Genomic DNA, 24,481 nt, shown 5'->3' with positions numbered 1-24,481 from the left:
CGAGCGATCGTGGAGATTGATGGCCCGTCGGATCTCAATAATGTTTCTCAGGAAGCGAACTCCGCGGAATCGTTCCGCAGCGCCACGATTCCAGCGGCCGCCTCGAGTTCCTCGAAACTCGCTCGCAGCAGCCCGATGTAGTGATGAAGATCCGGCATTGACGCCGTGTCTGCAATGACATTCAGTGTGAGCCCACCGCCCGATGCGGCGACCATGAAGTGGCGCAAACCATCGCCGTCGACGGGCGGTTGGTTAGCGAGCACTGCCGCGCCCGGTGCCCCGTTCAAGGTCAACCCCTCGACGGAGAGTGGAATGTTGCTCACCATGGTGTGCATATAGCGAGGGCGGCTGAGTTCGTGTGAGTTTTTCCCCCGCGTGTACGCCATCAACCGCAGCAATGGTGCCGGCGCCGTCTCCACTGCGGCATTCAAACGCCGTACTGCGAGGTGAGAAGTGCGGGACTTCTCCGAGCGTGCAGAGTCCGCAATGTTCGCCACCCGTTCCAACGGATCCTCGACATCGGTGTGCATGTCGATGGCCAGGGTGACCAACTGATTTGCCGACTCCCACTCCTCGACCTTGCGCATGGACCGCGGCACCATCGCGACCAGAGAACCCTTGTGCTTCTCTCCCTTTTCGGTGAGATACCGCGCCAGTGCGCCACCGACGACTGCCAACAGAACATCGTTGATTGTGGCCCCAGGAACTGCCGCTTTAACCTGCCGAACCTCCGCCCCTGGCAGCGTGATCTGCTCCAGTGTCCCGGATCCACTCACCTTGCCGTTGAAACGGGTGGCCGGATGTTCGTGATAGCTCTCGACCCACTCACCGGCGGACTGGGCTGCGTCTACGGCCCTGGCAGCTTCCCGATTGCCGGGGACATGCCGCGCAAATCGCAGTAATTGCTGCGGAAAGCCCAGCACCGACTCGAGCAACATGCGTGCCTTCAAGAACGGCACTGTGGGCTCGAACTCGGCCGGCCGCAACCTATCCGAGAAGATGACCTCCCCCAGCATCTTGATGGCAATACCGTCAGCGCCACTGTGATGCGATTTGAGCACCACCGCCGTCAGCCGACCAGGCAGATCATCGAGCCCCTCTATTCCGTTGAAGAAATGCAACTCCCATGGCGGTCGAGTCAGGTCCATCCTCGAGGTCAACAATGCGCTGAGCGGCTTCTGCAACGGGGCCCAGCCGGACTCCGTGATATCGGTGACGCGAACGTGGTTACGGACATCGAAATCTGGGTCGGGCACCCAATGTGGATGTTCGAGGCCCAGTGGCGTGCGTTGGATGCGTTGCGTGAACATTCGATTGTGCCCGAGTCGCGCGGTCACCCATTCGACAGCCTGTTCCCCTGAGAATTCCGCTTGCGGGTGCTGCGAGGTTTCGAAAAAATACACGCCGATGAGGTGTCCCAGATGCCCGTCGGCTTCGTTGTAGATGAAGTCGGCGTCTCGTGGATTCAATTGCATGACTCCTGCAATCGAAAGGTTGGACAGTCTCATGGGCGCTCCTCACGTAGTGGTGCCTGACGGTGTATTCATGCTTCTGAAACCGAAAATTCCCGAGGTCAATGGGAACCTCGGGAATCTCAGGAGTTTAGGTCGGAAGGACCAGTTCACGCGGTAGATCGACGGCCGTCGTCATTCCACCCCAGCCTGACTACTTGGCGGGCGGGTCCTTGATCATCTTGCTGCCAGTGGAGACCAGGCCGAGCACGCCCGAAAACCACGAGACCATTCCAACCATGTATTTTTCAAGCATCAGATTATCCTCTCGCTAAAATCCGGGATCCGCGGACAGGGTGTCAAAGAACTTCCCAAACGTACCTACCAGGTCAACCGATCCGAAATTGACCAAGTCAGAAATGTAGGCCAGAAATATATCGAACATTGTATTCTTCTCCTTATTACTGGCCGGCCACAGAGCCGAGGACGGTTTGGATGCTTCCGGCCGAAGAAACGGATCCACTAACCGCGACATCGATCGCAGCCGAGATGACGGAGAAAACACTCTGAATCACTACGGTCACGTTCGCCAGTACGGGTGTAAGCGACCCCACGTCAAAACTCCCGATCACGCCCATCAAACTTGCAGTATCCACTATCTCTCCACCTCGCTACGATTGTTGAAGTTCACCATTGAAAATCGAAGTCAAATGATGCCACGAACGGCATGAACGCCACCATTCCTATTATCGACTTAACCAAATCACCATACGGTGGCTTAAACATTTCGGCTATCGATCCCAGGTCCATCATCCACTCCTGTAGTCAAAGAACGTTCGGAAAAAACTCGTATTCTCCATCAGCTGAGTTCAATGAATGAAACCAGCGAACCCGTGACACCGTCGACTCCGGGCATGAATGATCCCGACCATACATTGCCGATCAAATCACTAACCAATGTAGCCGCCGTCTGGAGAAACATTACAAGCATACCGATTCCCACCTTTCTGTAGATCTTGGAGAGCTCATTTGGATATTGAACATCTGCCCTGGACTGTTGATGCATACACAACAACAGAATTAGGTCACCGTAGGAAAGTCAGTGGCGCTGCGGCCACAAGCCCTGCGGGCTTACCCCTTCTGTGGCTGCGACTGGGGTAAGGCTAATGCAGGCGAGTCCGATTTTGCGAACTTTTGGCAAAGTTTTTTTGGCAATTTTGAAACCTGTTCTATTTTCGCTGGTCAGGTGTTCAGAACTGCGAAAAATCACCCGTGCCGTCGCCGAACGAAAGCATGCAAATCCGCACCCTGCAGTACTCAAGCAACCGTGCACAGCCACACTCTCCACCGAGCCTCGCCCCAAGGACAGTTACTTAGACTGTCTACCAATAAGTTTCGGAACATGAGCCCGACTAGTGAAGCATCGCATCATGTTTGGTCTGGACACCACAGAGAGGAAGCCACTCTGTATCCACCGAAAGTAGTAGCGCAAGAGCGCATCTCAACCCTCATACCCACCGAAAGTAGTAGCGCAAGAGTGCACCTCGACCCTCGTACCCACCGAAAGTACTAGCCCCAGTGGATACTTCGTATTGCCGTGGAGTGCATCGCGAAGTCGCCGCGGAACTCTTCGCCGAGAATCAAGCTACGCGGACTTGGCTTACAGGCCGTCGGACCTTCACCGCACATCGAGAAGTGCCTGCACCCTAGATCAGCGCAGGATCTACTCGTTGCGACTTTGCCGCCTCGGCAAGAGGATCGAACCTATTCTGAATCTTCATACAAAGCTTTTGCCAGCACCGCCTAGAGAACTGCTAGCCAATAGGAGGACCTAGAAGGGCGATGCCGGTGGGGGTGGAGCATTAGAATGTCGCAATTACCCTACCGGCACTTCGATGTCATCTCAGCTTATCGAGACCCAGCAAGTTTCCCCAGACCGGGAGCTACGAAGAACTGAACCGTGTTCCCTCACACAGGGAGCAGAGGCATTTCCAACCCGCGGCGATCGACGATCGACCCTGCTAGACAGACCCCGCTAGGGGAACTTCAGAGCTGCGAAGATATCGAGGGACATTCTTGTCCTTTCGTTCTCATCGAAGGAATGCGATGCCCCAACACAATCCTTCGAATTGCGCTACGACAGCTTAATGTGGAAGCTGGTGGCGTCGATATGATCGTTGAAAGTCGCCGCGTTAATTGTTGAGTGGTTGACCGAGAAGGCAGCCGGAGAAGCTGTGCTTCCCGAGCTCGTCGGGTCGTAGTAGACGTTCGTAATCGAGACTGTGCCGCCCAACGTAATCAGACCAGCCATGGCGAGGTCACCCGGCATGCAGTAGTCACCGTTAGCATTCGATGGGGCAGATAGATATGCGTTTGAGGTTCCGTTAATCTTTCCCTTCACTCGATATCCGGAGAGAAGTGTGACCCCGGATGCAGTGCTGGGGTCGCCGGGCAGGGCGGCGTTATGCAGATCGTGAAACCGTGGACTCCGCCGAATTGGAGTACACCTTTCCGCACATCGTGCAGGGCAGTGGATGCGATCGCTCGGACAAGCCGGATGCCGCGGACTAAATTCATCGGCCGGCAACATCGAACCATCAAGTAGTGAACGTGGGTGCCAAACTGCGGCACACCCGCACTCAACCCCACCCACGCAAAAGCCCGGCCCACCAAAAGGTGGACCGGGCCTGTAGAGCTAAGGGGATGGACTCAGAAGTCCATGCCGCCCATGCCGCCGGTGGGGTCGCCTGCGGGAGCAGACTTCTCCGGCTTGTCAGCGACAACAGCTTCGGTCGTCAGGAACAGAGCCGCGATGGACGCTGCGTTCTGCAGTGCCGAGCGGGTGACCTTGACCGGGTCGTTGATGCCTGCAGCGAGCAGGTCTTCGTACTCGTTGGTCGCAGCGTTGAGGCCGTGACCTGCGGGCAGGTTGGAGACCTTGTCCGCAACAACGCCGGGCTCGAGGCCTGCGTTGAATGCGATCTGCTTGAGCGGAGCGGACAGTGCAACGCGAACGATGTTCGCGCCGGTTGCCTCGTCACCTTCGAGCTTGAGGTCGTCCAGGGCGGGAGCTGCCTGGATGAGTGCTACGCCGCCACCGGCGACGATGCCCTCTTCGACAGCTGCCTTTGCGTTGCGCACTGCATCTTCGATGCGGTGCTTGCGCTCCTTGAGCTCAACCTCGGTTGCAGCGCCGGCCTTGATGACTGCAACGCCGCCGGCCAGCTTGGCCAGACGTTCCTGCAGCTTCTCACGGTCGTAATCCGAGTCGCTGTTCTCGATCTCAGCGCGGATCTGGCTGACGCGACCTGCGATGGCGTCGGCGTCGCCGGCACCTTCGACGATGGTGGTCTCGTCCTTGGTGATGACAACCTTGCGTGCCTGGCCGAGGAGCTCGAGGCCTGCGGTCTCCAAGGAGAGTCCGACCTCTTCGCTGATGACCTCGCCACCGGTGAGGATGGCGATGTCGGCGAGCTGAGCCTTACGACGGTCACCGAAGCCGGGAGCCTTGACGGCAACAGACTTGAAGGTGCCACGGATCTTGTTGACGACGAGGGTGGAGAGAGCTTCGCCCTCTACGTCCTCGGCGATGATCAGGAGCGGCTTGCCGGACTGGATAACCTTCTCCAGCAGGGGCAGCAGGTCCTTGACCGTGGAGATCTTGGAGCTGACGAGCAGGATGTAGACGTCTTCGAGGACGGCTTCCTGACGCTCAGCATCGGTGGCGAAGTACGCCGAGATGTAGCCCTTGTCGAAGCGCATGCCCTCGGTGAGCTCGAGCTGCAGGCCGAAGGTGTTGGACTCCTCGACCGTGATGACGCCTTCCTTGCCGACCTTGTCCATTGCCTCGGCGATGAGCTCGCCGATGGACGGGTCGCCTGCGGAAATACCGGCGGTAGCAGCGATCTGCTCCTTGGTGTCGATCTCCTTGGCGGTTTCGAGCAGGCGAGCTGTGACAGCCTCGACAGCCTTCTCGATGCCGCGCTTGAGGCCGAGCGGGTTCGCGCCGGCTGCGACGTTACGCAGGCCTTCGCGGACCAGTGCCTGTGCGAGGACGGTGGCGGTGGTGGTGCCGTCGCCAGCGACGTCGTCAGTCTTCTTGGCGACCTCCTTGACGAGCTCCGCGCCGATCTTCTCGTACGGATCGTCGAGTTCGATCTCCTTGGCGATGGAAACACCATCGTTGGTGATCGTGGGGGCGCCCCACTTCTTTTCGAGAACGACGTTGCGACCCTTGGGGCCCAACGTCACCTTGACAGCGTCGGCGAGGGCATTGAGGCCTCGCTCGAGGCCGCGACGTGCCTCTTCGTCGAACGCGATGATCTTTGCCATTGCGAAGTGATCCTCCGGATAGGGGGTGACACACAAGGTGACCGCTCGTCGGGTCACCTCATCGGCACAGGGCGACCGAATTTTGCTTAGGTCACCCATCTAGCCTGCGGTCTTAAGTCAGTGCCCGCGACGGACGACCGGGGGTGTCGATGGTTCCCGGTCTCACTGACTCGACCTGGCACTCACAGCTCGCGAGTGCCAATTGCATTTTTAGCACTCGAGCGTGCCGAGTGCAAGGTCAAGACTCAACCGGCGAGGCAGAACTGCCCGTTGGTGAAGTTCACCGCGAAGGACAAGTTGCCCATGCAGTTGACTCCGTTGGCGTCAGCCGTCGCTCCCGCTCCCCAACCGGCGATGGCAACAGTGAAGTTTCCGTCGGCCGCACCGGCGCGGGCGATGCCGCCACCGAGCGCGTAGGCGTGCGCCTGACCGTTACCGCGCGAAGCACCGAGAGCCGTTCCGAAACCGTTGGCGTACGTGTTGGTGTAGCTGTTGTCAGCCGAGACGCTGACGGCCGTGCCGCTCTCCATGGCGCCGGCCTGCGAGCGTCCCGCTCCAACAGCCTGTGCGCCACAGCTCGCGGTGTCCGACACCTGAATGTCGTTGACCAACGGCGGCGACACACATGTGACAGGTGCAGCAGAAGCGACTCCCCCGCCGGCCAGCGCCAGCCCCGCAACCAAGCCCATCCCCGCAGTCACCACAGCCCCTGTTCTCGCCAGGCGGCCCCCCAACCGACTACTGGTACTTCCGTTAACTCGTGAGGACGAGCGGCGGAACCAGACTGACGAGATCAAGGGCATAGAAAACTCCTTCTTGGAACACGTTCATGGATTCGGGCGCGAGAGTACCCGCTCTTATGACGCGCCGTCACGCATTGCAGGTCACGACTCGAGCAAGGTTTCCAACAAGCCCGGAAGATCCGCCACGGAATCGATGACATAGTCCGGCTGTTGCGTTGCCAATTCGAGCACTGCCTGCCGAAACTTGCCGGTACGCACCAGAACTCCGGTCAACCCGACTCTTTGCGACGAAAGGATGTCGCCGATCAGATCGTCTCCCACCATGACTGTCGCTTCGGCGTCGACGTCCATCAATTCGGTGGCCGCGAGAAAGCCCGTGAGCGACGGCTTGCCGACGGCGGCGATGTTGACGCCGGCAACTTCCTCGAAACCCGGTAGATACGTTCCGGTGTCGATCCGCAAGCCCGTATCGGTCTCCCACATCATTCCGCGGTGCATCGCGACCACCGGGACACCGTCGAGCAAATATTCGAGCACCTGACTCAGTGCCTCGTGAGTGAATTCGGGGCCGGCGCCGCCGAGGATGACAACATCCGGGTTCTTGTCGACCAGTTCGATTCCCTCGAGGTCGCTGGACACATCGCCGTTGTTGAGCACCCAGGCCTTCGCTTCGGGATACGTGGTGCGCACGTACTCCGCGGTGAGCCTTGCTGCAGTGACAATCTGGCTGGGCTCGACGGCAATTCCGGCGTCACACAACCCCTCCGCAATCAGGGTCGAACTGCGGGAAGTGGTGTTGGTGAGAAACCCACACGCCAAGCCTCGACTACGCACATCGCGGACCGCCTCGCCGGCACCCTCGATGGGCTGCCAGGACGTGAGTAGGACTCCGTCGATGTCGAACAGAACACCTTCGATGTCAGCCATTGCACCAGCCTATAGTTGCAACCCCCACGCGTCGCACCACACGAAACGAACCAGCTCAGTAGGCTCAGCCTCATGGACCTGCGCGACGACGATCTCTTCACCGTCGCGGGGTCCTTGGCGGAATTACTCGGAGCCCCCGTCACGATCGAAGACGAGAACTCGACCGTCCTTGCCTACTCCGGCGGTGAACAAGCCGTGGACGAGGCTCGGATCGGAACCATCCTCGGCCGGCAGGTACCCGGCCGAATTCGCGAACTACTCTCGAATGCAGGCGTTTTCGAGCGCCTCCATCGGGAGACGGACCCTATCTACGTCAACCTCGACGATCCGGCGATCACTCCCCGGCTTGTCATCGCCGTGCGAGAGAACAACATTGCCGTCGGGTCTATCTGGGTGGCACTCGCAGGCGAGCCGACGCCGACGCAGGAATCGACACTGCGCGCCGCTGTATCCGTGGTTGCCGAGCACATCGCGTCCGAGCGCGACCGGATCAACAGCACCAGACGACGCCAAACCGAGCGAGTCAAAGCACTGATCGGCGGCGGCGAGCAAGCATTCCGCGCCGCCGAGGACCTGCGACTGCATGGACCACTGACCGTAGTAGCGGTTGGAGCGACAACCGGATTCATGCCGAGCACCGTCGCGGCGTCGTTGGGTTTGTATCTCGACACACTTGCCGTCGACGCCGTAATCGCGCAGCTGATCGACTCGACGTATCTTGTTGTCGCCGCCGACGAAGCAAACACCCGTCGATTGCTGGATGACTTTCTCAGCCGCGCCCGCGAACGCGCACAACTTGCCGTTGCGGTGGGCCGCACTGTGAAATCCGCAAGCGAATGCCATCTGTCACGCGCCGACGCCGACCACGTTCTGGGCGCGCTGCGGCACAACCGGTCCGGCGGGATTGTCGCGGGTATGAACGACACCTTGGCCTCGGTGCTGGCATTGCATGTTGCCGACATCTTCGACGGACTGGGCGACACCACACCTCTGGGCTCCTTGGAAGAGCACGACCGCCGGCATGGCAGCGAGCTTGTCGCCACGGCCCGCACCTTCCTCGACAAGGGCGGTGATGTCGCGAATTCTTCCGCAGCACTGCACGTTCACCCCAACACCCTCCGCAATCGGCTACGCCGCTGCAAGGAGATGTGCGGGGTTGACCTAACCGATGCGGACACTCGACTGATCCTGATGCTTCAGTTCAAACTGCGCAATTGATCGCCCGTTGTGCATATGCACAATGCTTGATCTCTACCTGTGGCCGAACGGCCACTCCTTTTGCCCTCCCCTCAGCCCATGCTTGAAACAGAGCCGGTGTGACCGGCGTCTCGCATGTCAACGGAGCTAAAGGAGCAGGTCATGGGAACTCGTCAGAGCCCCGATCGTGTGGTCGTGGTCGGCGCAGGCATGGTCGGATTGTCGACGGCTTGGTTCCTCCAGGAACGTGGAGTCGACGTCACCGTCGTCGATCGAGATGGCGTCGCCGCCGATGCAAGCTGGGGAAATGCCGGCTGGCTCGCTCCCGCACTCACGCTTCCGCTCCCCGAACCTGCTGTCCTTCAGTACGGCCTGCGCGCGATGCTCAGCCCGTCGTCCCCGGTGTATGTTCCGCTGACAACCGATCTGAAACTGATCCGGTTCCTGGTCGGATTTGCTCGCCACTGCACCCCCTCGAAGTGGCAGGAAGCAATGTCCGTCTACACCGAGGTGAACCGCACTGCGCTGAGCGCATTCGACGAACTGGCCGACGGTGGCGTCAAGGAACACACCCGCCTGGCTGATCCGTTCCTCGCGGCGTTTGCGTCGGAGCAGGACCGCGAGAACTTGGTTGAGGAGTTCCGTCATGTGGAAGCCGCCGGCGGCGAGGTCGACTTCGATCTCCTCGACCACGATGCGATCCACTCGCTCGAGCCAACCCTCGGCAATGGTGTGAAGGCCGGAATCCGGTTGCGTGGTCAGCGTTTCATCGATCCCCCGCAATTCGTGAACTCGTTGGCCGACGCGGTCCGTGAACGTGGCGCCGAGATTGTCACCGGGTTCGATGTCGCGGCGATCAACGACCGCGCCGACGGTGTGAGTGTTCGCTCCGCCAACGGTGATTCGCGTGCGGCAGATGCCGTCGTGATTTCCAGCGGCGCTCGATTGAACAAGCTGGCCGCGCCGTTCGGTGTTCGCAAGCTGGTGCAGGCGGGACGCGGCTACAGTTTCAGCGTCACACCAGATCACCTGCCCAAGAACCCGGTGTACTTCCCCACCCAGCGGGTGGCGTGCACACCGCTGCACGACAGGTTCCGCGTCGCCGGAATGATGGAATTCCGCAGCCCGGACGCACCATTGGATCCGCGCCGGGTGCAGGCGATCATCGATGCTGCAAAGCCCATGCTCCGCGGCATCGACTGGACTGCGCGCGAAGAGGAATGGGTCGGCTCACGCCCCTGCACCACTGACGGGTTGCCGTTGATCGGTGCCACGAAGTCGCCGCGTGTCCACGTCGCGGGTGGTCACGGAATGTGGGGAATCGCGTTGGGCCCGTTGACCGGAAAGATGATGGCGGAGTCGATGACGGCAGGCACGATGCCTACTGTGATGCGCCACTTCGATCCGCTGCGCTGACCGCGGGTTTCACCCACTTGTAGTACGCGCCGGCCAGCAGGACGAGCCACCCGGCGCCCACCAGTAGAGCAACGCGGGTGTCGGAGATGACGCCCAGCAAGATGATGACGAACACCAGGAAACCGATCGCGAAGATCTGACCGTACGGCCACAGCGGCACTGGAAACTTCAGTGCCGCTGTTTCGTCGGCGCTCATCTGGCGTCGTGAACGGAACTGCGACAGCAGGATCATGACCCACACGAAGATGGTGGCGAAGGTCGCGAGCGACGCGATCACGAGGAAAACCTGGTCCGGGATCAGGTAGTTGAGCACGACGCCGACCAGCAACGCAACGGTCATGATGACAACGGTCATCCACGGAACTCCGTTGCGGGACACCTTCTTCATGACCTGCGGCGCTTGACCGGCGTGGGACATGCCGAACATCATGCGGCCGGCGCCGAACACGTCGCTGTTGATAGCGGAGAGTGCGGCAGTGATGACCACGATGTTGAGTATCGAAGCAGCGGTACCCAATCCGAGGTTCTCGAAGATCTGCACAAAGGGACTGTTGTCGCTGGTGATGGTCTGCCACGGAATGATGATCATGATGACCGCCAGGGTGCAGACGTAGAAGAGAATGATGCGTACCGGAACGGTGTTGACCGCTTTTCGGATGGTGCGCGCCGGGTCTTCTGCCTCGCCGGCTGTGATTCCGATGATTTCGGTACCGCCGAACGCAAACATGACGATCGCAAAGCACGCGAGGAATCCGCCGATTCCGGTTGCGAAGAATCCGCCGTCTGACCACAGATTGCTGACTCCCGCGTCGGTGTCGTGCACGCCGAATCCAAACACGATGATCGCGATGCCACCTACGATCATCGCGATGATCGCGGTGATCTTGACGAGCGTGAACCAGAACTCGAGCTCGCCGAACACCTTGACGCTCAACAGGTTCAGGGCGCCGATGAAGAAGACGACCGCCAGAACCCAGATCCAGCGTGGCACGTCCGGGAACCAGAACTGCATGTACAGACCGAAAGCGGTGACGTCGGCAAGACAGACGATCACCATCTCGAACGTGTACGTCCACCCCGTCATGAATCCGGCGAGCGGTCCCAGATGCTGGTTGGCGTATTCGCTGAACGAACCGGAGACTGGGTTGCGTACCGCCATCTCACCGAGAGCGCGCAGCACCAGATACACCGCGAGGCCACCGATCAGGTATGCCAGCAGAACCGACGGCCCGGCGCGCTTGATCGCTTCGGCGCTGCCGTAGAAAAGTCCCGTTCCGATTGCCGATCCCAGAGCAATGAAACGAATGTGCCGCGCCGTCAGCCCCCTCTTGAGTCCGGCCCGTTCGTCGGGCAAGGCGTCGGTGTTCACTCGGTACTCCAGTCGGATGGCAGGCATGCGTGCGCCGTCTATTGTCCGCTACCGGCCGCCAGCCTCCCGCCCACCCCTGCGACCTGGCCGTAGGGTGACCTGAGGCACATCGGGTATTGACGTATCGCGTACCGTCGGCAAAAGTGTTTGTAACTCGCCGTATCATCAAATTGACTGGAGAAACCATTGTCCAACACCCTCGAAGCCAGCATCGACATCAACGCATCCCCGCAGGATGTGTGGGCCATCGTCGCCGACCTCCAGCGGATGGGCGAATGGAGCCCCCAGTGCAAGAAGATGAAGGTCATCGGTGGCACCGTCCGTGAAGGCGCCAAGACGCTGAACATCAACCGCAAGGGCCTTCTCGTCTGGCCGACAACAGCGAAGGTTGTTCGGTTCGAGCCCAACAAGTCCGTCGCGTTCCGCATCGCCGAGAACCGCACCATCTGGTCGTACAACATCGAAGCGACCGAAACCGGAACCAAGCTCACCGAGCGTCGTGAAGCTCCCACCGGAACGTCCCAGGTCTCACAGTTCCTGGTCAAGACGGTCTTCGGTGGCAACGACAGCTTCGAGGTCGAACTCGTCAAGGGCATGAACGCCACCCTCGAGCGGGTGAAGAACGAAGCTGAGGCTGCAAGCGTTCCCGCTTGACCCTCGACCAGGTCGAGACTCCAGGATCCCTTTCATGGATCCCGTGATGAATCGAATAATGCAGGCACAAGAATTGGCGAGCTCCGGCGATCGGGCCGGGGCTCGCTCTGCGTTCGAAAGCGTGTGGCGTGACGTCGGCACTGACCCGCTACACGTTGTCACCCTCGCGCACTACATGGCCGACGTTCAGGACGATCCCGCCGACGAACTCCGGTGGGATCTACGCGCGCTCGAGGCGGCTGATTCGCTGACCGATGCGCGAGCGCAAGAACACCATTCGACACTGCAGGTTGCCGGCTTCTACCCGTCGTTGCACCTCAACCTGGCCGCCGACTACAACAAACTCGGCCGAGCCAGCGAGGCTCACGAGCATCTGACCAAGGCCGAAGACGCGGCCGCAATACTCACCGACGACGGATACGGCCGAATGATTCGGGACGGCATCGCGCGATTGCGGGCAGAATTCGATCGTGACCACTAGCCCCGCGCTCCTGACCCCTGCGCTCCTGACAATCGGCGAGATGGCGCGGGCGTCGGCGCTACCGATCAGTGCGCTTCGCTTCTACGACAAGGAAGGCGTGCTGGTTCCGCACTCCGTCGACCCCCACACCGGTTATCGCTGGTACACCGACGACCAACTTCGCGACGCTCGCCTGATCGCGGGCATGCGGCGCGTCGGGGTTCCGGTTCGGGAGATGACAGCCGTCCTGACCGGACCTGACCCGCACTCGCGGTTGGACGCGCACTTGCGCAATCTCGAAGACGGGCTCGCCGACGCCCGAGCCGAACTCGATCGAATCCATCGGCTCATCGATTCCCGGCCGACCGCTACCGGCGTGGACCTCGATTCCTGGGATGTACGACGCGCACTCGACGCCGTGCTTTTTGCCGTGGACGCGGACTCGGAGTTCCCGATCCTTCGCGGCGTACATATCGACATTCACGACGGCGTCGCGGCGTTTGTGACCACCGATCGGTACCGGCTAGCGGTCGCAGAAGTGAGCGTGCGGTCCAACTTGACCGTCTCGGCAGTCGTTCCGCTCGCCTTTGCTCGATTGATGCGCGACATCGCGGGAGTCGTGACCCTCACCTTCTCCACCCGCACTGTGACCGCGTCTTATCCAGGCGGGTCGGCGTCGAGTCCGCTCATCGAGGACGGTGAATTTCCGGACCATCGCATCCTGCGTGAAGAGCGCAGCGCAGCCGAACTGAGTGGCGACCAACTGGCCGCCCTGCTCAACGGCACCGCGGAAACAGCGATCGTGAGCGTCGACGCCGACGGAAGCGCTCGGATCGATCCGGCTGACGTGGTTCCCGCAGAGAGGTTCCGAGTGCTGGTCGATCGGCAGCGACTACGCGAGGCCGCGGCCGCGCAACCCGGCCGGGCACTGGTAATTCGAGCGAGCGGCGCGGCATTGCCCCTCGCTATCCGCACCGCCGACCACCCCGGGTACTTCTCGTACTTGATGCCGATACAGGCTGCGCATCAGTAATACAGTTGCCCGCAACAACAGATGCCGCAGTAATGGATGCCTCACGTAATCTAGTGGTGCACGACGCCCCGTAGTGTCTGTGCGGCCAGCAGTACACCGACCGAGTAGTTAGAGGAGCCTGTGGCACGCCGACCCACACCCCCCGGAACCCCGCAACCCACCGGAATCGGACATATCGTCGATCTGGTTCGGCATGCGATTCCGCCGCTTCATCCCGCCGGTCTACCGTTTGTGCTGGCTCCGCTGGGTGTTGCAGCCCTGGGTCGCAACCGTAAGTGGGTGCGTCGAGCCGGCCTTGTGTCCGCAGCTGCCTGCGCCACCTTCTTCCGTCACCCGCACCGGGTACCGCCCAACCGCATCGGCGTCGTCGTGGCCCCGGCCGACGGCGAGGTCGCACTGGTCGACAATGCCGTCCCGCCAGCCGAACTGAACCTCGGCAGCGAACCTCGACCCCGCGTGAGCATCTTCCTGTCGGTTCTGGACGTACACGTCCAGCGCGCTCCCGTCGGAGGCACCGTCAAGACTGTTGTTCACCAGCCGGGCAAGTTCCTCTCCGCAGACCTGGCCGACGCCAGCGAGGTCAACGAGCGCAACAGCATGCTCATCGAGACCGCGACCGGACACGACGTTGCCGTCGTACAGATCGCCGGTCTGCTGGCGCGTCGTATCGTCTGCTACGCCGGCGTCGGTGATTCCCTCCCTATCGGTGACACCTACGGTCTGATCCGCTTCGGATCGCGCGTCGACACGTACTTCCCGGCCGGAACGACCTTGCTGGTCGAACCAGGTCAGCGCACAATTGGTGCTGAAACCGTCATCGCGCAACTGCCGTGAAGACACCGAGAATGAAGCCAGCCGTGAAGAGACCGGTGGTGACAACCAGCCCGGCCATGAAGGTGCCCAAACGCACGCAAGCCGTGCGGTTGTTGCCGTCCGTCATCACCATCCTCGCGCTGTGTGCGGGCCTGTCCGCCGTCAAGTTCGCACTCGACGGCGAGCCTGGCATCTCGCTCGCGATGGTCGGTGCTGCGGCGGTCCTCGATTCACTCGACGGCCGGATCGCCCGGCTTCTCGACGCGACCAGCAAGATCGGTGCCGAGCTCGATTCGCTGTCGGATGCCATCTCGTTCGGCGTCGCCCCGGCGCTGGTCCTGTACGTGACGTTGTTGGACGACACCAACTTCGGCTGGATAATCGCGTTGGTCTACGCCGTCAGCATCGTGTTGCGCCTGGCCCGGTTCAATACACTGCTCGACGAAGACGACGTCCCCGCGTATGCCCGCGAGTACTTTGTCGGAGTGCCCGCGCCCGCAGGCGCCCTGATCGCCCTCACTCCCCTGGCCGCAACCATCCAGTGGGGTGACGGTTGGTGGTCGTCGCAGGTAGTTGTTGTCATCTGGATGTTGTTCTCGGCAGCCCTGATCGTCAGCCGCATCCCGACCCTGGCCATGAAATCGGTATCCGTGCCGCCGCACATGGCTGCCGCGCTGCTGGTGCTCGTGGCCCTGACCGCGGCCGCACTGATCACGTTCCCGTACGTGCTGCTGATCGTCCTCATTGCGATCTACCTGGTTCACATTCCCTTTGCCGTCCGCTCCAAGCGTTGGGTGGCGGCGCGCCCGGAAACGTGGGACATCAAGCCGTCGGAGCGACGGGCGATCCGTCGTCAGCCCACAGCGGGTGGACGACGCTCGATGGTGCGCCTCGGTTTGCGTCGGCCTCGCTAGGTCAGGACCGCTAGGTCAGGACGTAGTCTCGGGGAGTGACTTCGCCGGAACTCGCCCTGACTGTCCGACTCAACACCTCCGCAGCAGATTTACGACGCGGTGTCGTGCGCCTGCATCCCGAAGCCTTGGCGGCGTTGGGTATCCGTGAGTGGGATGCCATCGCCTTGATGGGCGCACGCGGAACCGCTGCCGTCGCGGGCCGGGCCCCCACCGGCACACCGGCGGGCACGATCTTGTTGGACGACGTCACGATGTCCAATGTGGGTCTCACCGAGAACTCTTCCGTCGTGGTGGGTCCGGTGACGGTGTACGGAGCCAGATCCGTCTCCGTCACCGGTTCCACCATGGCAACCCGCTCGATCAGCCCCACCGTTCTACGCCAGGCCCTGCTCGGCAAGGTCGTGAGCGTCGGCGATACCGTCTCGCTTCTCCCTCGCGACTTGGGCCCGGGCACCAGCACTTCCGAAGCCACTCAAGCTCTTTCCCGCACCTTCGGTGTCGCCTGGACGTCGGAACTGCTCACCGTCACCGGGGTCGACCCGGCCGGTGGGCCGGTGAGTGTGCAGCCGAATTCGGCGGTGGACTGGGGAACGGCCAGTCCCGCCGGCGTTGCCCGTGTCGTTTCCGGTGCCGGCGTCGCTGCGCCTGTCTCTGTCGCTGCCGAGCCCACCCCTGCCGTTCCCCTCGACCACCTCGTGGGTGCGCAGTCCCAGGCCGCCAAACTCACCGAATGGCTCGGCCTGGCGCTCGACGAACCGGAACTGCTGCGCACCCTCGGCGCTTCCCCGCACCTCGGTGTTCTGATCACCGGACCGGCAGGGGTCGGAAAAGCCACACTGGCCCGATCGGTTCTCTCGGCACGAAAGCTCGTGGAACTCGACGGCCCAGGAGTCGGTGCAACCGAAGCGAATACCCGCCTCCAGCGCATCGTCGACGCCGTAGCCGGCGTGCGCGGCGGTGGGGTCCTCCTGATCACCGATATCGATGCATTACTGCCCGCCACCCCCGAACCCGTCTCCGCGCTCATCCTCGAACAACTGCGCAGTGCCGTCGCCACACCCGGAGTCGCGTTTGTCGCCACGTCGGCGCACCCCGAAGCCGTCGACGCCCGCCTGCGGGGTCAAGATCTGTGCGACCGTGAACTCGCGCTGAGTCTGCCCGACGGTGCCACCCGCAAGGCACTCCTCGAACTGCTGCTCCGCAGAGTTCCCACCGGCACACTCGAACTCGACGCCATCGCCTCCCGCGCCCCCGGCTTCGTGGTTGCCGACCTTGCCGCGTTGTGCCGTGAAGCCGCGCTGCGAGCCGCGACCAGAGCATCCAAATCCGCCGAAGCTCCGGAGATCACCCAGGACGACCTCGTCGGAGCACTCGAGGTGATTCGGCCACTGTCCCGGTCCAGTACCGAGGAATTGTCCATTGGCAGTGTCACTCTCGACGACGTCGGCGATATGGTCGAAACCAAGCAGGCACTTACCGAGGCTGTGCTCTGGCCACTGCAGCACCCCGATTCCTTTGCCCGCCTTGGTGTCGACCCGCCCCGCGGCGTCCTCCTCTACGGTCCGCCCGGCTGCGGTAAGACGTATCTGGTTCGTGCCCTTGCCAGTTCGGGCCACCTGAGCGTGCATGCCGTCAAGGGCGCCGAGCTGATGGACAAGTGGGTGGGAGCATCCGAAAAAGCGGTGCGCGAATTGTTCCAGCGCGCCCGCGATTCTGCTCCTTCACTGATCTTCCTCGACGAAATCGACGCCCTCGCCCCGCGCCGCGGGCAGAGCTCGGACTCCGGGGTGTCGGATCGCGTCGTCGCAGCCCTGCTGACGGAGATGGACGGCGTCGAACCGCTGCGTGATGTCGTGGTGTTGGGCGCCACCAACCGTCCTGATCTGATCGACCCCGCACTGCTGCGGCCAGGCAGATTGGAACGCCTGGTATTTGTTCCGCCGCCGGATGCGGACGCGCGCAAGGCAATTCTGAAGGCGTCAGGTAAGTCGGTGCCGCTGGCAGAAGATGTCGACCTCGACGCGTTGGCAGTAGATCTGGAAGGCTACTCGGCGGCCGACTGCTCCGCCCTGTTGCGCGAGGCCGCCCTGGCAGCCATGCGCCGCAGCATGGACGCCGCCGACGTCACCGTCGCCGACGTAGCCACCGCGCGCGACAAGGTCCGCCCATCACTCGATCCCGAGCAGGTCGCTCACCTGCAGGCATACGCCGACAATCGATGAGGACTGACATGGATGCTGATCTGGTTCTGTATGGCGACATCGTCACGATGCACGAGGACGTTCCGCGCGCGAACGCTCTGGCCGTGACCGGTGGCCGGATCACGGCGGTGGGCGAGCGAGCCGACATCGACGTGCTCATCGGCGAAGGTACCCGGGTGGTGGACGTCGGAACTGCCTGCGTTCTCCCCGGATTCATCGAACCGCACGGGCACCCCCTCGAAGAGGCGATTGTGCTCGGGCCGGCAGTGGTCGACATCCGCCCCGTCACGATCGCGGACGCGGATACCGTTGTTACCACCGTCATCGACACCGTCGCAGCACGCGGCGCGGCCGGTGCATCGCTCAATGGCTGGGACCCCTTGCTGCAGACGGGTTTACCCGAACCCACGCTCGCATGGCTCGACATGATCGCACCGAACCACCCTCTTGTGATCATGCACAACTCCGGCCACGTCGCCTACTTCAACTCCGCAGCAGCAGCGCAGGCCGGGATCACCCGCGACACCCCCGATCCGATCGGCGGATCGTACGGCCACGATTCCTCGGGGGAACTCGACGGCGCCGCCTACGAGACACCTGCCGTGTTTGCCGTTGCCGGCCACGCGATGACCATCGGGAGCGACTACCCCCAACTGCTGGCTGCCGAGTGCGCCCGGCTCAATGCAGCCGGCATCACCACCGTTGCCGAAATGTCGTTCGACCCACGAATGCGCCCGGCATTGAAGGCAATTGCCGACGCCGGTGGACTCACCACCAGGTTCCGACTCTACGAAATGTCGACGCCGGAACGCTCCACCGACGCCACCCCCGGCGAGGGCGACGATCTGGTCAAGCAGATCGGCATCAAAGTGTGGTCGGACGGTTCACCGTGGGTCGGCAACATCGCGACCAGCTTCCCGTACCTCGACACAGCCGCTACCCGCGGACTCGGCATCGCCTGCACCCACGGGCACGCCAACTACACCGGTGAGCAGATCCACGACATCAGTGCCGCGTACTTCGAGCAGGGGTGGCAGATCGCCTGCCACGCCCACGGCGACAACGCGATCACGATGGTGCTCGACGCGTGGGAGCAACTGCTGCAGGAGTTTCCGCGGACCGATCACCGCTTGCGCCTCGAACATGTCGGCGCCATGCGCGCGGATCAGTTCCGCCGGGCCGCTGAATTGGGCGTCACCGTCAGCATCTTCATCGACCACCTGCACTACTGGGGCGATGTGTTAGTCGACGATTTGTTCGGCCCCGAGCACGGCGGAGCGTGGGCGGCAGCAGGTTCCGCACTTGCCGCCGGGCAGCGCTTCACATTCCACAACGACGGCCCGGTCACCCCGGCCAACCCGCTGCGGAACATGCAGGACGCGGTCACCCGACTCTCGCCGAGCGGCCAGGTGCGAGCTCCGGAGGAACGTATCCCCGTGGATGCGGCGCTGCGCGCTCATACCGTCAACGCCGCATGGCAGCTCTTCAGCGAGGAGAGCATCGGCGCAATCTTCCCCGGCGCCTACGCGGATCTTGTTGTGCTGTCGGCCAATCCCCTCGACGTGGTGCCCACCGAATTGGCCGACATCGAGGTTCGCGCCACCATCCTCGAGGGGCGAACGGTGTACGGAGACCTGAACTCCGTCGGCTAGTTAGCACCGTTTGCACGCAGTGAGCACGGGCTCCAGCAGACTGGAAAGGGTGCTCGCCTTACACAAACCGTGCTAGCTCCCACCCCTACCAGCGGTTCTGAACTTCCTCCGCAAACCCGAGGAGGTCGCGGACTTCCACCGCTGTGCCGTCGTCGAGACCAACCGTGCCGGTAAACCTGCCGAACACCTGATGCTGAATGGACCGCAGGACACCCACGTCGAGTTTCGCGGCGCGGTCGATGATCGGCTCGAACTTCATCTCGAAGCGGCCGTCGTTGCTCGTGAAGTTCCACGGCGCGCCGTCGTAGGTTCGTGGGACCTCGAACGCCAGGCGATCCAGTTTGTGCGCAACACCATTGACAAAGACGATGTTCTCGCTGGCCGCCGTGGTGTCACCGAATCCGTAGCCGATGTTGAAGCCGAACCTCTCACCGTTCACCAACCCCGACGCCGAACCCCAGTACCAGGTGTTGTCGTAGGTCCAGACCCCGCGGCCCCAATCCAGCACTCCGAAAGCGTCTTCCGGAGCAAAGGCGTACTCCTGCGAACCGATCCGAACGCTGCCGGTAGCGGGCAGGCAGTTGACCTTCTGGTTGTAGTAAAACGACCGCGCGGCCTTCGGAAAGGGCGTGGCGATTACCATTCGATCATCGGCAGGGCATTCGAGAAACAGATCGGCGTGCAATCCCTTGCCACCGTCGAATGCCGGGTAGTCCACGATCAGCCGACGACCACCGTCGACATGCCTGAACTCGAAGCGCGCCTTGCCTTTCGACACCACGACGTCGCCGGAATCCGCACTGGGCGGCAACCCGAGTTTGCCCATCGGGAAGGGCAGCATGACGTTTTCCGTGATCTCACTCGGAGTGGTGAAATCCAGCCACGACACCCCGAGCAGGCCCATGTAGCCGTTGTCCGCGACGGTCAGCGCAATCCCGTATTCCGGTGTGAGCACGCAGTAGTAATCCCACTCCTTGAGCCGGAACTTGGGTGCCTTGACGGCCGACCGCTGGTAACTCTTGACCTCCGACGGCGCCCAACCCGCCTCTACGAGGTGCCCACGTGCATCGAGAAGCGGGCCTGGCGACATCAATTTCTGCATAGTTATTTCCAGCGCCCCAGGATCTCGTTGGCCCGAGTCGACAATGCCATCTGGAAGAACGGCCCGAAGCTCACGCGGGCCACGCCGAGCGGACCGAAACTGGCCGGGTCGTCCTGATCCGGGATCCCGATTGCATTGACCGGCAACGGAAGCTCCGACGTCAGACGCCGCTGTGTCGCGTTGTCGTGCCGTCCGACGGGGTAGAGCACATCGGCTCCCGCGTCGGCGGCCAGTTTCAGGCGAGCAATGGCCCGGTCCACACGATCGGCTTCGTCACCCACCTGCTTCACGAACAGGTCGGTGCGCGCGTTGACAACAACGTGAACACCAGCGGCGTCGGCGGCCTGGCGAAGCCCACCCACGAAATCGGCGTGCTCCTGTGCCTCACGCAGACGCCCACCTTCACTGTGCACGGTGTCCTCGATGTTGAGACCGACAGCGCCGGCATCGATCAACCCTTCGATGAGCACAGCGGGCTCGAGTCCGTAGCCACTCTCGATGTCCACGGAAATGGGTGCGTCGACGGCGCCGGTGATCTGCTTGATCCGGCGTACCAACTCGCCGAACGTGATTCCCTCGTTATCTGGCTTGCCGATGGAATCGGATACCGGGTGGCTGCCAACGGTCAGGGCGGCAAAACCGGCGGCCACCGCAAGATTTGCCGACCAGGCATCCCAGACGGTGGGGAGAATGACGGGGTTGCCTGGCTGGTGCAGCGCCAGTAGAGCAGTGGCTTTGTCATTGATCGATGTCATGCGAGCACTCCTGATGTGTGTAGGACGTGAACCTCTCGCCTACCGACTCTAGTGAGCTACCGGGCAGCCTGTGCTCTTGTAATCAACCTGGAACTCCTTGATGCCATTGATCCAGCCCGAGCGCAGGCGTCGGGGATCACCGATCTTGGTGATGTCGGGGACATTGTCGGCGAGCGCGTTGAACATCAGATCGATCTCCATACGTGCAAGGTTTGCGCCGATACAGAAGTGCGCACCCGTTCCGCCGAATCCCAAGTGCGGATTGGGGTTACGAGTGATGTCGAAAGTCATCGGATCCTCGAAGACATCCTCGTCGTAGTTTGCCGAGCTGTAGAGCATGACCACGCGCTGCCCCTTCTTGATGGAGACGCCGGCCAGTTCGGTGTCTTCGAGGGCGGTGCGCTGGAAAGCGGTGACAGGTGTTGCCCAGCGGACGATCTCGTCGGCCGTGGTCTTGGGCCGTTCCTTCTTGTACAGCTCCCACTGCTCGGGATTCTCGAGGAACGCAATCATGCCGTGGGTAATGGCATTTCGGGTTGTCTCGTTTCCGGCGACCGCGAGGATCAGCACGAAGAATCCGAACTCTTCGGGGCTCAAGGCGTCGCCGTCGATGTCGGCCTGGACGAGAGTGGTGACGATGTCATCGGCCGGGCAGGTACGACGCGCGTCGGCCATTTGGTACGCGTATCCGAGCACCTCGGTGGACGCGACAGCCGGATCACCCACGTATTCGGGGTCGTCGTAGCCCATCATCTCGTTGGACCACTTGAACAGCTTGTCGCGATCGTCCTGCGGGACGCCGATCAGATCTGCGATCGCCTGCAGAGGCAGCTCACTGGCAACCTGCTTCACAAAATCGCCCGGGCCTTCACCCACAGCGGTGTCGACGATGCTGCGTGCGCGCCGGTCCAACTCGTCGCGCATCCCGTTGATGGCGCGCGGGGTGAACAGCTTGGAAATCAGCTTGCGAAGTTTGGTGTGCTCCGGCGCATCCTTGTTGAGGAGCAGGTGCCGCAGCATCTCGACGGCCTCGCGCGGCATGTCGTCGGCGAAACGCGCAATGGCGGTGTTCTCCCAGCTCGAGAAGATATCGCTGCGCTGGCTGACCTCTTTGACATCGGCGTGCCGAGAAACAACCCAGTAACCCTCGTCCTGAAAACCGCCGACGGTAGGCGGCTGCTCGCACCACCACACCGGCGCGTTGCGGCGAAGTTCGGCAAATTCCTCGAACGGAATCCGCTCGCCGAGAATCGCGGGGTCCGTGACGTCGAATCCGGCTGGCAGGTCAGGTGTGCGCGTTGTATCCGAGATTGTCATGGCGTCCTCTGATCGGTCGATTGTGCCCTGCACCACAGAGTAGCTTTCACTAACGACCTGTCAAGTGACAGACGGGGAGTCTCGTGCAATTTCGCTGACAGCCGTAAGATTCCTCCAATGACAGACACCGCCGCCAAACCGACTCTGCGCGAAAAGCAGAAGCTACAGACCCGCGCCGATCTGGTGGCCGCCGCCGACGCACTGTTCACCGAACGGGGCTACGCCGCCGTCACCGTAGAAGACATCGCCGCCGCGGTCGGGTGCAGCCGTGCCACGTTCTATCTCCACTTCCCCGGCAAACTGGACATACTCAAGGCCCTCGGATCCAATTCCGTCGTCATCAGCACGCTCGCGATATTCCAGGACCTCGACCACGTCCTCGATTCCGGTTCACGCGCAGAATTTGCGGGGTGGATCAACCGGACACTCGACTGGTGCCGCGATCACCACCACCTGATGCGGGCATGGGACGAAGCCATGGTTCTCGAACCCGAATTTCGCACCCTCGCCCGCGACGGCATCTCGGCGCTCCCCAACGCGATGACGTCGTACCTTGCCCGCTGGCCGCAAGAACGCCGCGACGAGGCAAAACTGCGAGTTGAACTGCTACTCACCCAGATCGAACGTTTTTTCATCCGTTGGGCCGAGCAAGGCGCCATCACCGCCGGCGCTGACGTGGCCGCCGACGTCCTGACCGACATCTGGTTTCCCGCGTTGACCCCGCCGGCCTGAGAGCTGGCCCGCGATAGGTTGGTTCGATGCCAGTCGATTTCCGAGCGATTCTCACCACCCTCGCGGCACTCGCGTCGGGGGCACTTGCCGCCTTCGCCTTGACCAATCCCCCGCTGCAGGACTGGGCGATTGTCGCCTCGCAGTCCGAAATCGATCGCTGGATCAGCAGCGGTCCCACCTCCGTCGCACTTGGCGCCGTCGTAGCCGTCTTCGCCTGTGCGCTGTCGCAGCGGAGCGGTTCCCGCCGAGCAGCGTGGATCGCCGTTGCCGCAGCAACGGCGATCATCGCTCTGATCCGGGTTGCCGTTCCGGAAGTTGCCGTCCTCGATCTGCTGATCACCTTCGTGGTTCTCAAAAGCATTGCGGCGGGTGTCATTCTGGGCTGTGCAGTAGCCGCAAGCTGGGATCGGATCGCCGCAAAGAACGGCGTGCTCCTGGGTGTGATCGCGGGATACCTGTCTGCGCGCGCCTTCGGCACCGGGGCGGGGCGGATGAGCACCTCCGCGGTGGGCGAACCTGCATGGTTGTTGCTGGCGGCAACTGCTGTGATGGCAGTCGCCTGCGCGATAACCGCTCAGTCCGGATTCCGCATCAGACGCCCGGACGCAGGCGAGATCCGGGTCGCACTCATTGCCGCGATTGCCTTGGCAATCGGGCACCGGGTACTCGGATCCATCGTCGACCGACAGGAATTCGCAAGTACAGGTACCGCCTGGATTGTCATGATTCTCTGCGCCGCCGCGGCATTGGCCCTCACGGCGATTGCTGCCCGCCAACTCGGCGAGCAGTCCGGTGCGGGTGGCAAGTTTCTCTGGGCTGCAACAGCTCTCGCAGCGGCGTCGGCCCCGACCCTGATGCTTGTCAACGGTGAACACGGCCAATGGGCGTCGCTGGAATCTCCTTGGGTAGTGGTGCTCGCTTCGGGTGTGGCCGTCGCGCTGGGGTTGCGACTCAGCAAGCGCATTCCCGCTACCGTCGCGGTGGTCATCCTTGCCGTGGTGCCCCTCTCCGAACTTCTCCCTTTCACCACAGCCCACGCCGCGGTCTCGATCGTGGTGAAAATTGCTGCCCTGGGGTTCGGCGGAGCAGCATTGCTCGGTGCGCTTGCTCCGGCCAGCCTGGTCGACGCCACCCTCGGACTCGCGATCCCGTTCGCGGCAATGACGTTCACCTCGATCGCTGTTCTGGCCTATCAGCTTTCGTGGCCGCCGGTGCGGGTGAACTTCGCCTACGTGGAGGGTGAAGTGGAGCCTGCAACAGACACCATGACGATTCCCGTCGACTACGTCAATGCCCAGACAATCGGAACAGCACTCCTCTTCGTCACGATTATCGCAGTGTGCGGCGCCGCAATCAGACGGGTTCCACAAACCTCTAATTCAGCAGAATCCGGCGTATCCGACGCTCATTGAC

Annotated in this window: 19 protein-coding genes; 11 read left to right on the top strand and 8 right to left on the bottom strand. The window is 62.1% G+C overall.

All coding sequences use genetic code 11. The annotated features are described in order from the left end of the window. Positions 1-47 precede the first annotated feature (47 nt). From V2B23_RS20785 to V2B23_RS20770, 4 genes are all read right to left on the bottom strand, one after another. A complete protein-coding gene (locus V2B23_RS20785) occupies positions 48-1,508 on the bottom strand; it encodes a wax ester/triacylglycerol synthase domain-containing protein (RefSeq protein ID WP_430952079.1) in 1,461 nt (486 codons plus the stop codon). Between the two features lie 2,652 nt (positions 1,509-4,160). Beyond that, positions 4,161-5,783: a chaperonin GroEL gene (gene groL / locus V2B23_RS20780; protein ID WP_033235579.1), complete on the bottom strand. Its 1,623-nt coding sequence runs from the start codon at positions 5,781-5,783 to the stop codon at positions 4,161-4,163. A gap of 245 nt (positions 5,784-6,028) precedes the next feature. Beyond that, complete coding sequence (locus tag V2B23_RS20775) at positions 6,029-6,586, bottom strand: DUF6764 family protein (RefSeq protein WP_430952078.1); 558 nt, start codon at positions 6,584-6,586, stop codon at positions 6,029-6,031. A gap of 81 nt (positions 6,587-6,667) precedes the next feature. Continuing rightward, positions 6,668-7,453 (bottom strand): HAD-IIA family hydrolase, encoded by a 786-nt coding sequence (locus tag V2B23_RS20770; protein ID WP_172936344.1) that lies wholly within the window; start codon positions 7,451-7,453, stop codon positions 6,668-6,670. A 72-nt stretch (positions 7,454-7,525) separates the two neighbouring features. Here V2B23_RS20770 and V2B23_RS20765 point away from each other — a divergent pair, with 72 nt between their 5' ends. Then, positions 7,526-8,671 (top strand): PucR family transcriptional regulator, encoded by a 1,146-nt coding sequence (locus V2B23_RS20765; RefSeq protein ID WP_430952077.1) that lies wholly within the window; start codon positions 7,526-7,528, stop codon positions 8,669-8,671. A gap of 141 nt (positions 8,672-8,812) precedes the next feature. After that, complete coding sequence (locus V2B23_RS20760) at positions 8,813-10,066, top strand: NAD(P)/FAD-dependent oxidoreductase (protein WP_430952076.1); 1,254 nt, start codon at positions 8,813-8,815, stop codon at positions 10,064-10,066. On the opposite strand, the gene V2B23_RS20755 is transcribed toward V2B23_RS20760, so the two are convergent. Beyond that, entirely contained in the window at positions 10,032-11,462 is a 1,431-nt protein-coding gene (locus tag V2B23_RS20755; protein WP_371851293.1) for an amino acid permease, read from the bottom strand. The genes V2B23_RS20760 and V2B23_RS20755 overlap by 35 nt on opposite strands. 159 nt (positions 11,463-11,621) lie before the next feature. Here V2B23_RS20755 and V2B23_RS20750 point away from each other — a divergent pair, with 159 nt between their 5' ends. From V2B23_RS20750 to V2B23_RS20720, 7 genes are all read left to right on the top strand, one after another. Beyond that, a complete protein-coding gene (locus tag V2B23_RS20750; RefSeq protein ID WP_430952075.1) occupies positions 11,622-12,089 on the top strand; it encodes an SRPBCC family protein in 468 nt (155 codons plus the stop codon). Positions 12,090-12,123: 34 nt separating this feature from the next. Then, the gene (locus V2B23_RS20745; RefSeq protein WP_430952074.1) at positions 12,124-12,570 is read left to right on the top strand and encodes a hypothetical protein; all 447 of its coding nucleotides are present in this window, start codon (positions 12,124-12,126) and stop codon (positions 12,568-12,570) included. Then, on the top strand, positions 12,560-13,582 hold the full coding sequence (locus V2B23_RS20740) for a MerR family DNA-binding transcriptional regulator (protein ID WP_430952073.1): 1,023 nt from the start codon (positions 12,560-12,562) through the stop codon (positions 13,580-13,582). The genes V2B23_RS20745 and V2B23_RS20740 overlap by 11 nt, the downstream gene beginning before the upstream one ends. A gap of 120 nt (positions 13,583-13,702) precedes the next feature. After that, the gene (locus V2B23_RS20735; RefSeq protein ID WP_095886782.1) at positions 13,703-14,416 is read left to right on the top strand and encodes a phosphatidylserine decarboxylase; all 714 of its coding nucleotides are present in this window, start codon (positions 13,703-13,705) and stop codon (positions 14,414-14,416) included. Positions 14,417-14,472: 56 nt separating this feature from the next. After that, a complete protein-coding gene (locus V2B23_RS20730) occupies positions 14,473-15,309 on the top strand; it encodes a CDP-alcohol phosphatidyltransferase family protein (protein ID WP_033235794.1) in 837 nt (278 codons plus the stop codon). Positions 15,310-15,344: 35 nt separating this feature from the next. Next, positions 15,345-17,531 carry an AAA family ATPase gene (locus V2B23_RS20725; RefSeq protein ID WP_430952072.1) on the top strand — a complete coding sequence of 729 codons (2,187 nt, stop codon included), beginning with the start codon at positions 15,345-15,347 and terminating at the stop codon, positions 17,529-17,531. A gap of 8 nt (positions 17,532-17,539) precedes the next feature. Then, positions 17,540-19,162 carry an amidohydrolase gene (locus V2B23_RS20720; RefSeq protein ID WP_430952071.1) on the top strand — a complete coding sequence of 541 codons (1,623 nt, stop codon included), beginning with the start codon at positions 17,540-17,542 and terminating at the stop codon, positions 19,160-19,162. An 85-nt stretch (positions 19,163-19,247) separates the two neighbouring features. Here the strand turns inward: V2B23_RS20720 and V2B23_RS20715 are convergent, their stop codons facing one another. The 3 genes from V2B23_RS20715 to V2B23_RS20705 are packed head-to-tail and all read right to left on the bottom strand — an operon-like array spanning position 19,248 to position 22,336. Continuing rightward, positions 19,248-20,264 (bottom strand): DUF2804 domain-containing protein, encoded by a 1,017-nt coding sequence (locus V2B23_RS20715; RefSeq protein WP_430952070.1) that lies wholly within the window; start codon positions 20,262-20,264, stop codon positions 19,248-19,250. A gap of 2 nt (positions 20,265-20,266) precedes the next feature. Further along, a complete protein-coding gene (locus tag V2B23_RS20710; RefSeq protein ID WP_430952069.1) occupies positions 20,267-21,019 on the bottom strand; it encodes an isocitrate lyase/PEP mutase family protein in 753 nt (250 codons plus the stop codon). Between the two features lie 48 nt (positions 21,020-21,067). Continuing rightward, entirely contained in the window at positions 21,068-22,336 is a 1,269-nt protein-coding gene (locus V2B23_RS20705; RefSeq protein ID WP_430952068.1) for a cytochrome P450, read from the bottom strand. A 117-nt stretch (positions 22,337-22,453) separates the two neighbouring features. Between V2B23_RS20705 and V2B23_RS20700 the strand changes: the two genes are divergently transcribed. Both V2B23_RS20700 and V2B23_RS20695 read left to right on the top strand, forming a co-directional pair. Continuing rightward, positions 22,454-23,068, top strand: coding sequence for a TetR/AcrR family transcriptional regulator (locus V2B23_RS20700; protein ID WP_430952067.1), 615 nt, complete (start codon positions 22,454-22,456; stop codon positions 23,066-23,068). Between the two features lie 26 nt (positions 23,069-23,094). Then, the gene (locus V2B23_RS20695; RefSeq protein WP_430952066.1) at positions 23,095-24,480 is read left to right on the top strand and encodes a hypothetical protein; all 1,386 of its coding nucleotides are present in this window, start codon (positions 23,095-23,097) and stop codon (positions 24,478-24,480) included. Position 24,481 lies beyond the last annotated feature (1 nt).

The sequence above is a fragment of the Rhodococcus sp. 24CO genome, from assembly GCF_050586165.1.
Classification (GTDB): domain Bacteria; phylum Actinomycetota; class Actinomycetes; order Mycobacteriales; family Mycobacteriaceae; genus Rhodococcus_F.
The sequence above is the reverse complement of the archived record's forward strand: the minus strand, read 5'-3'. Positions and strand labels throughout refer to the sequence as shown.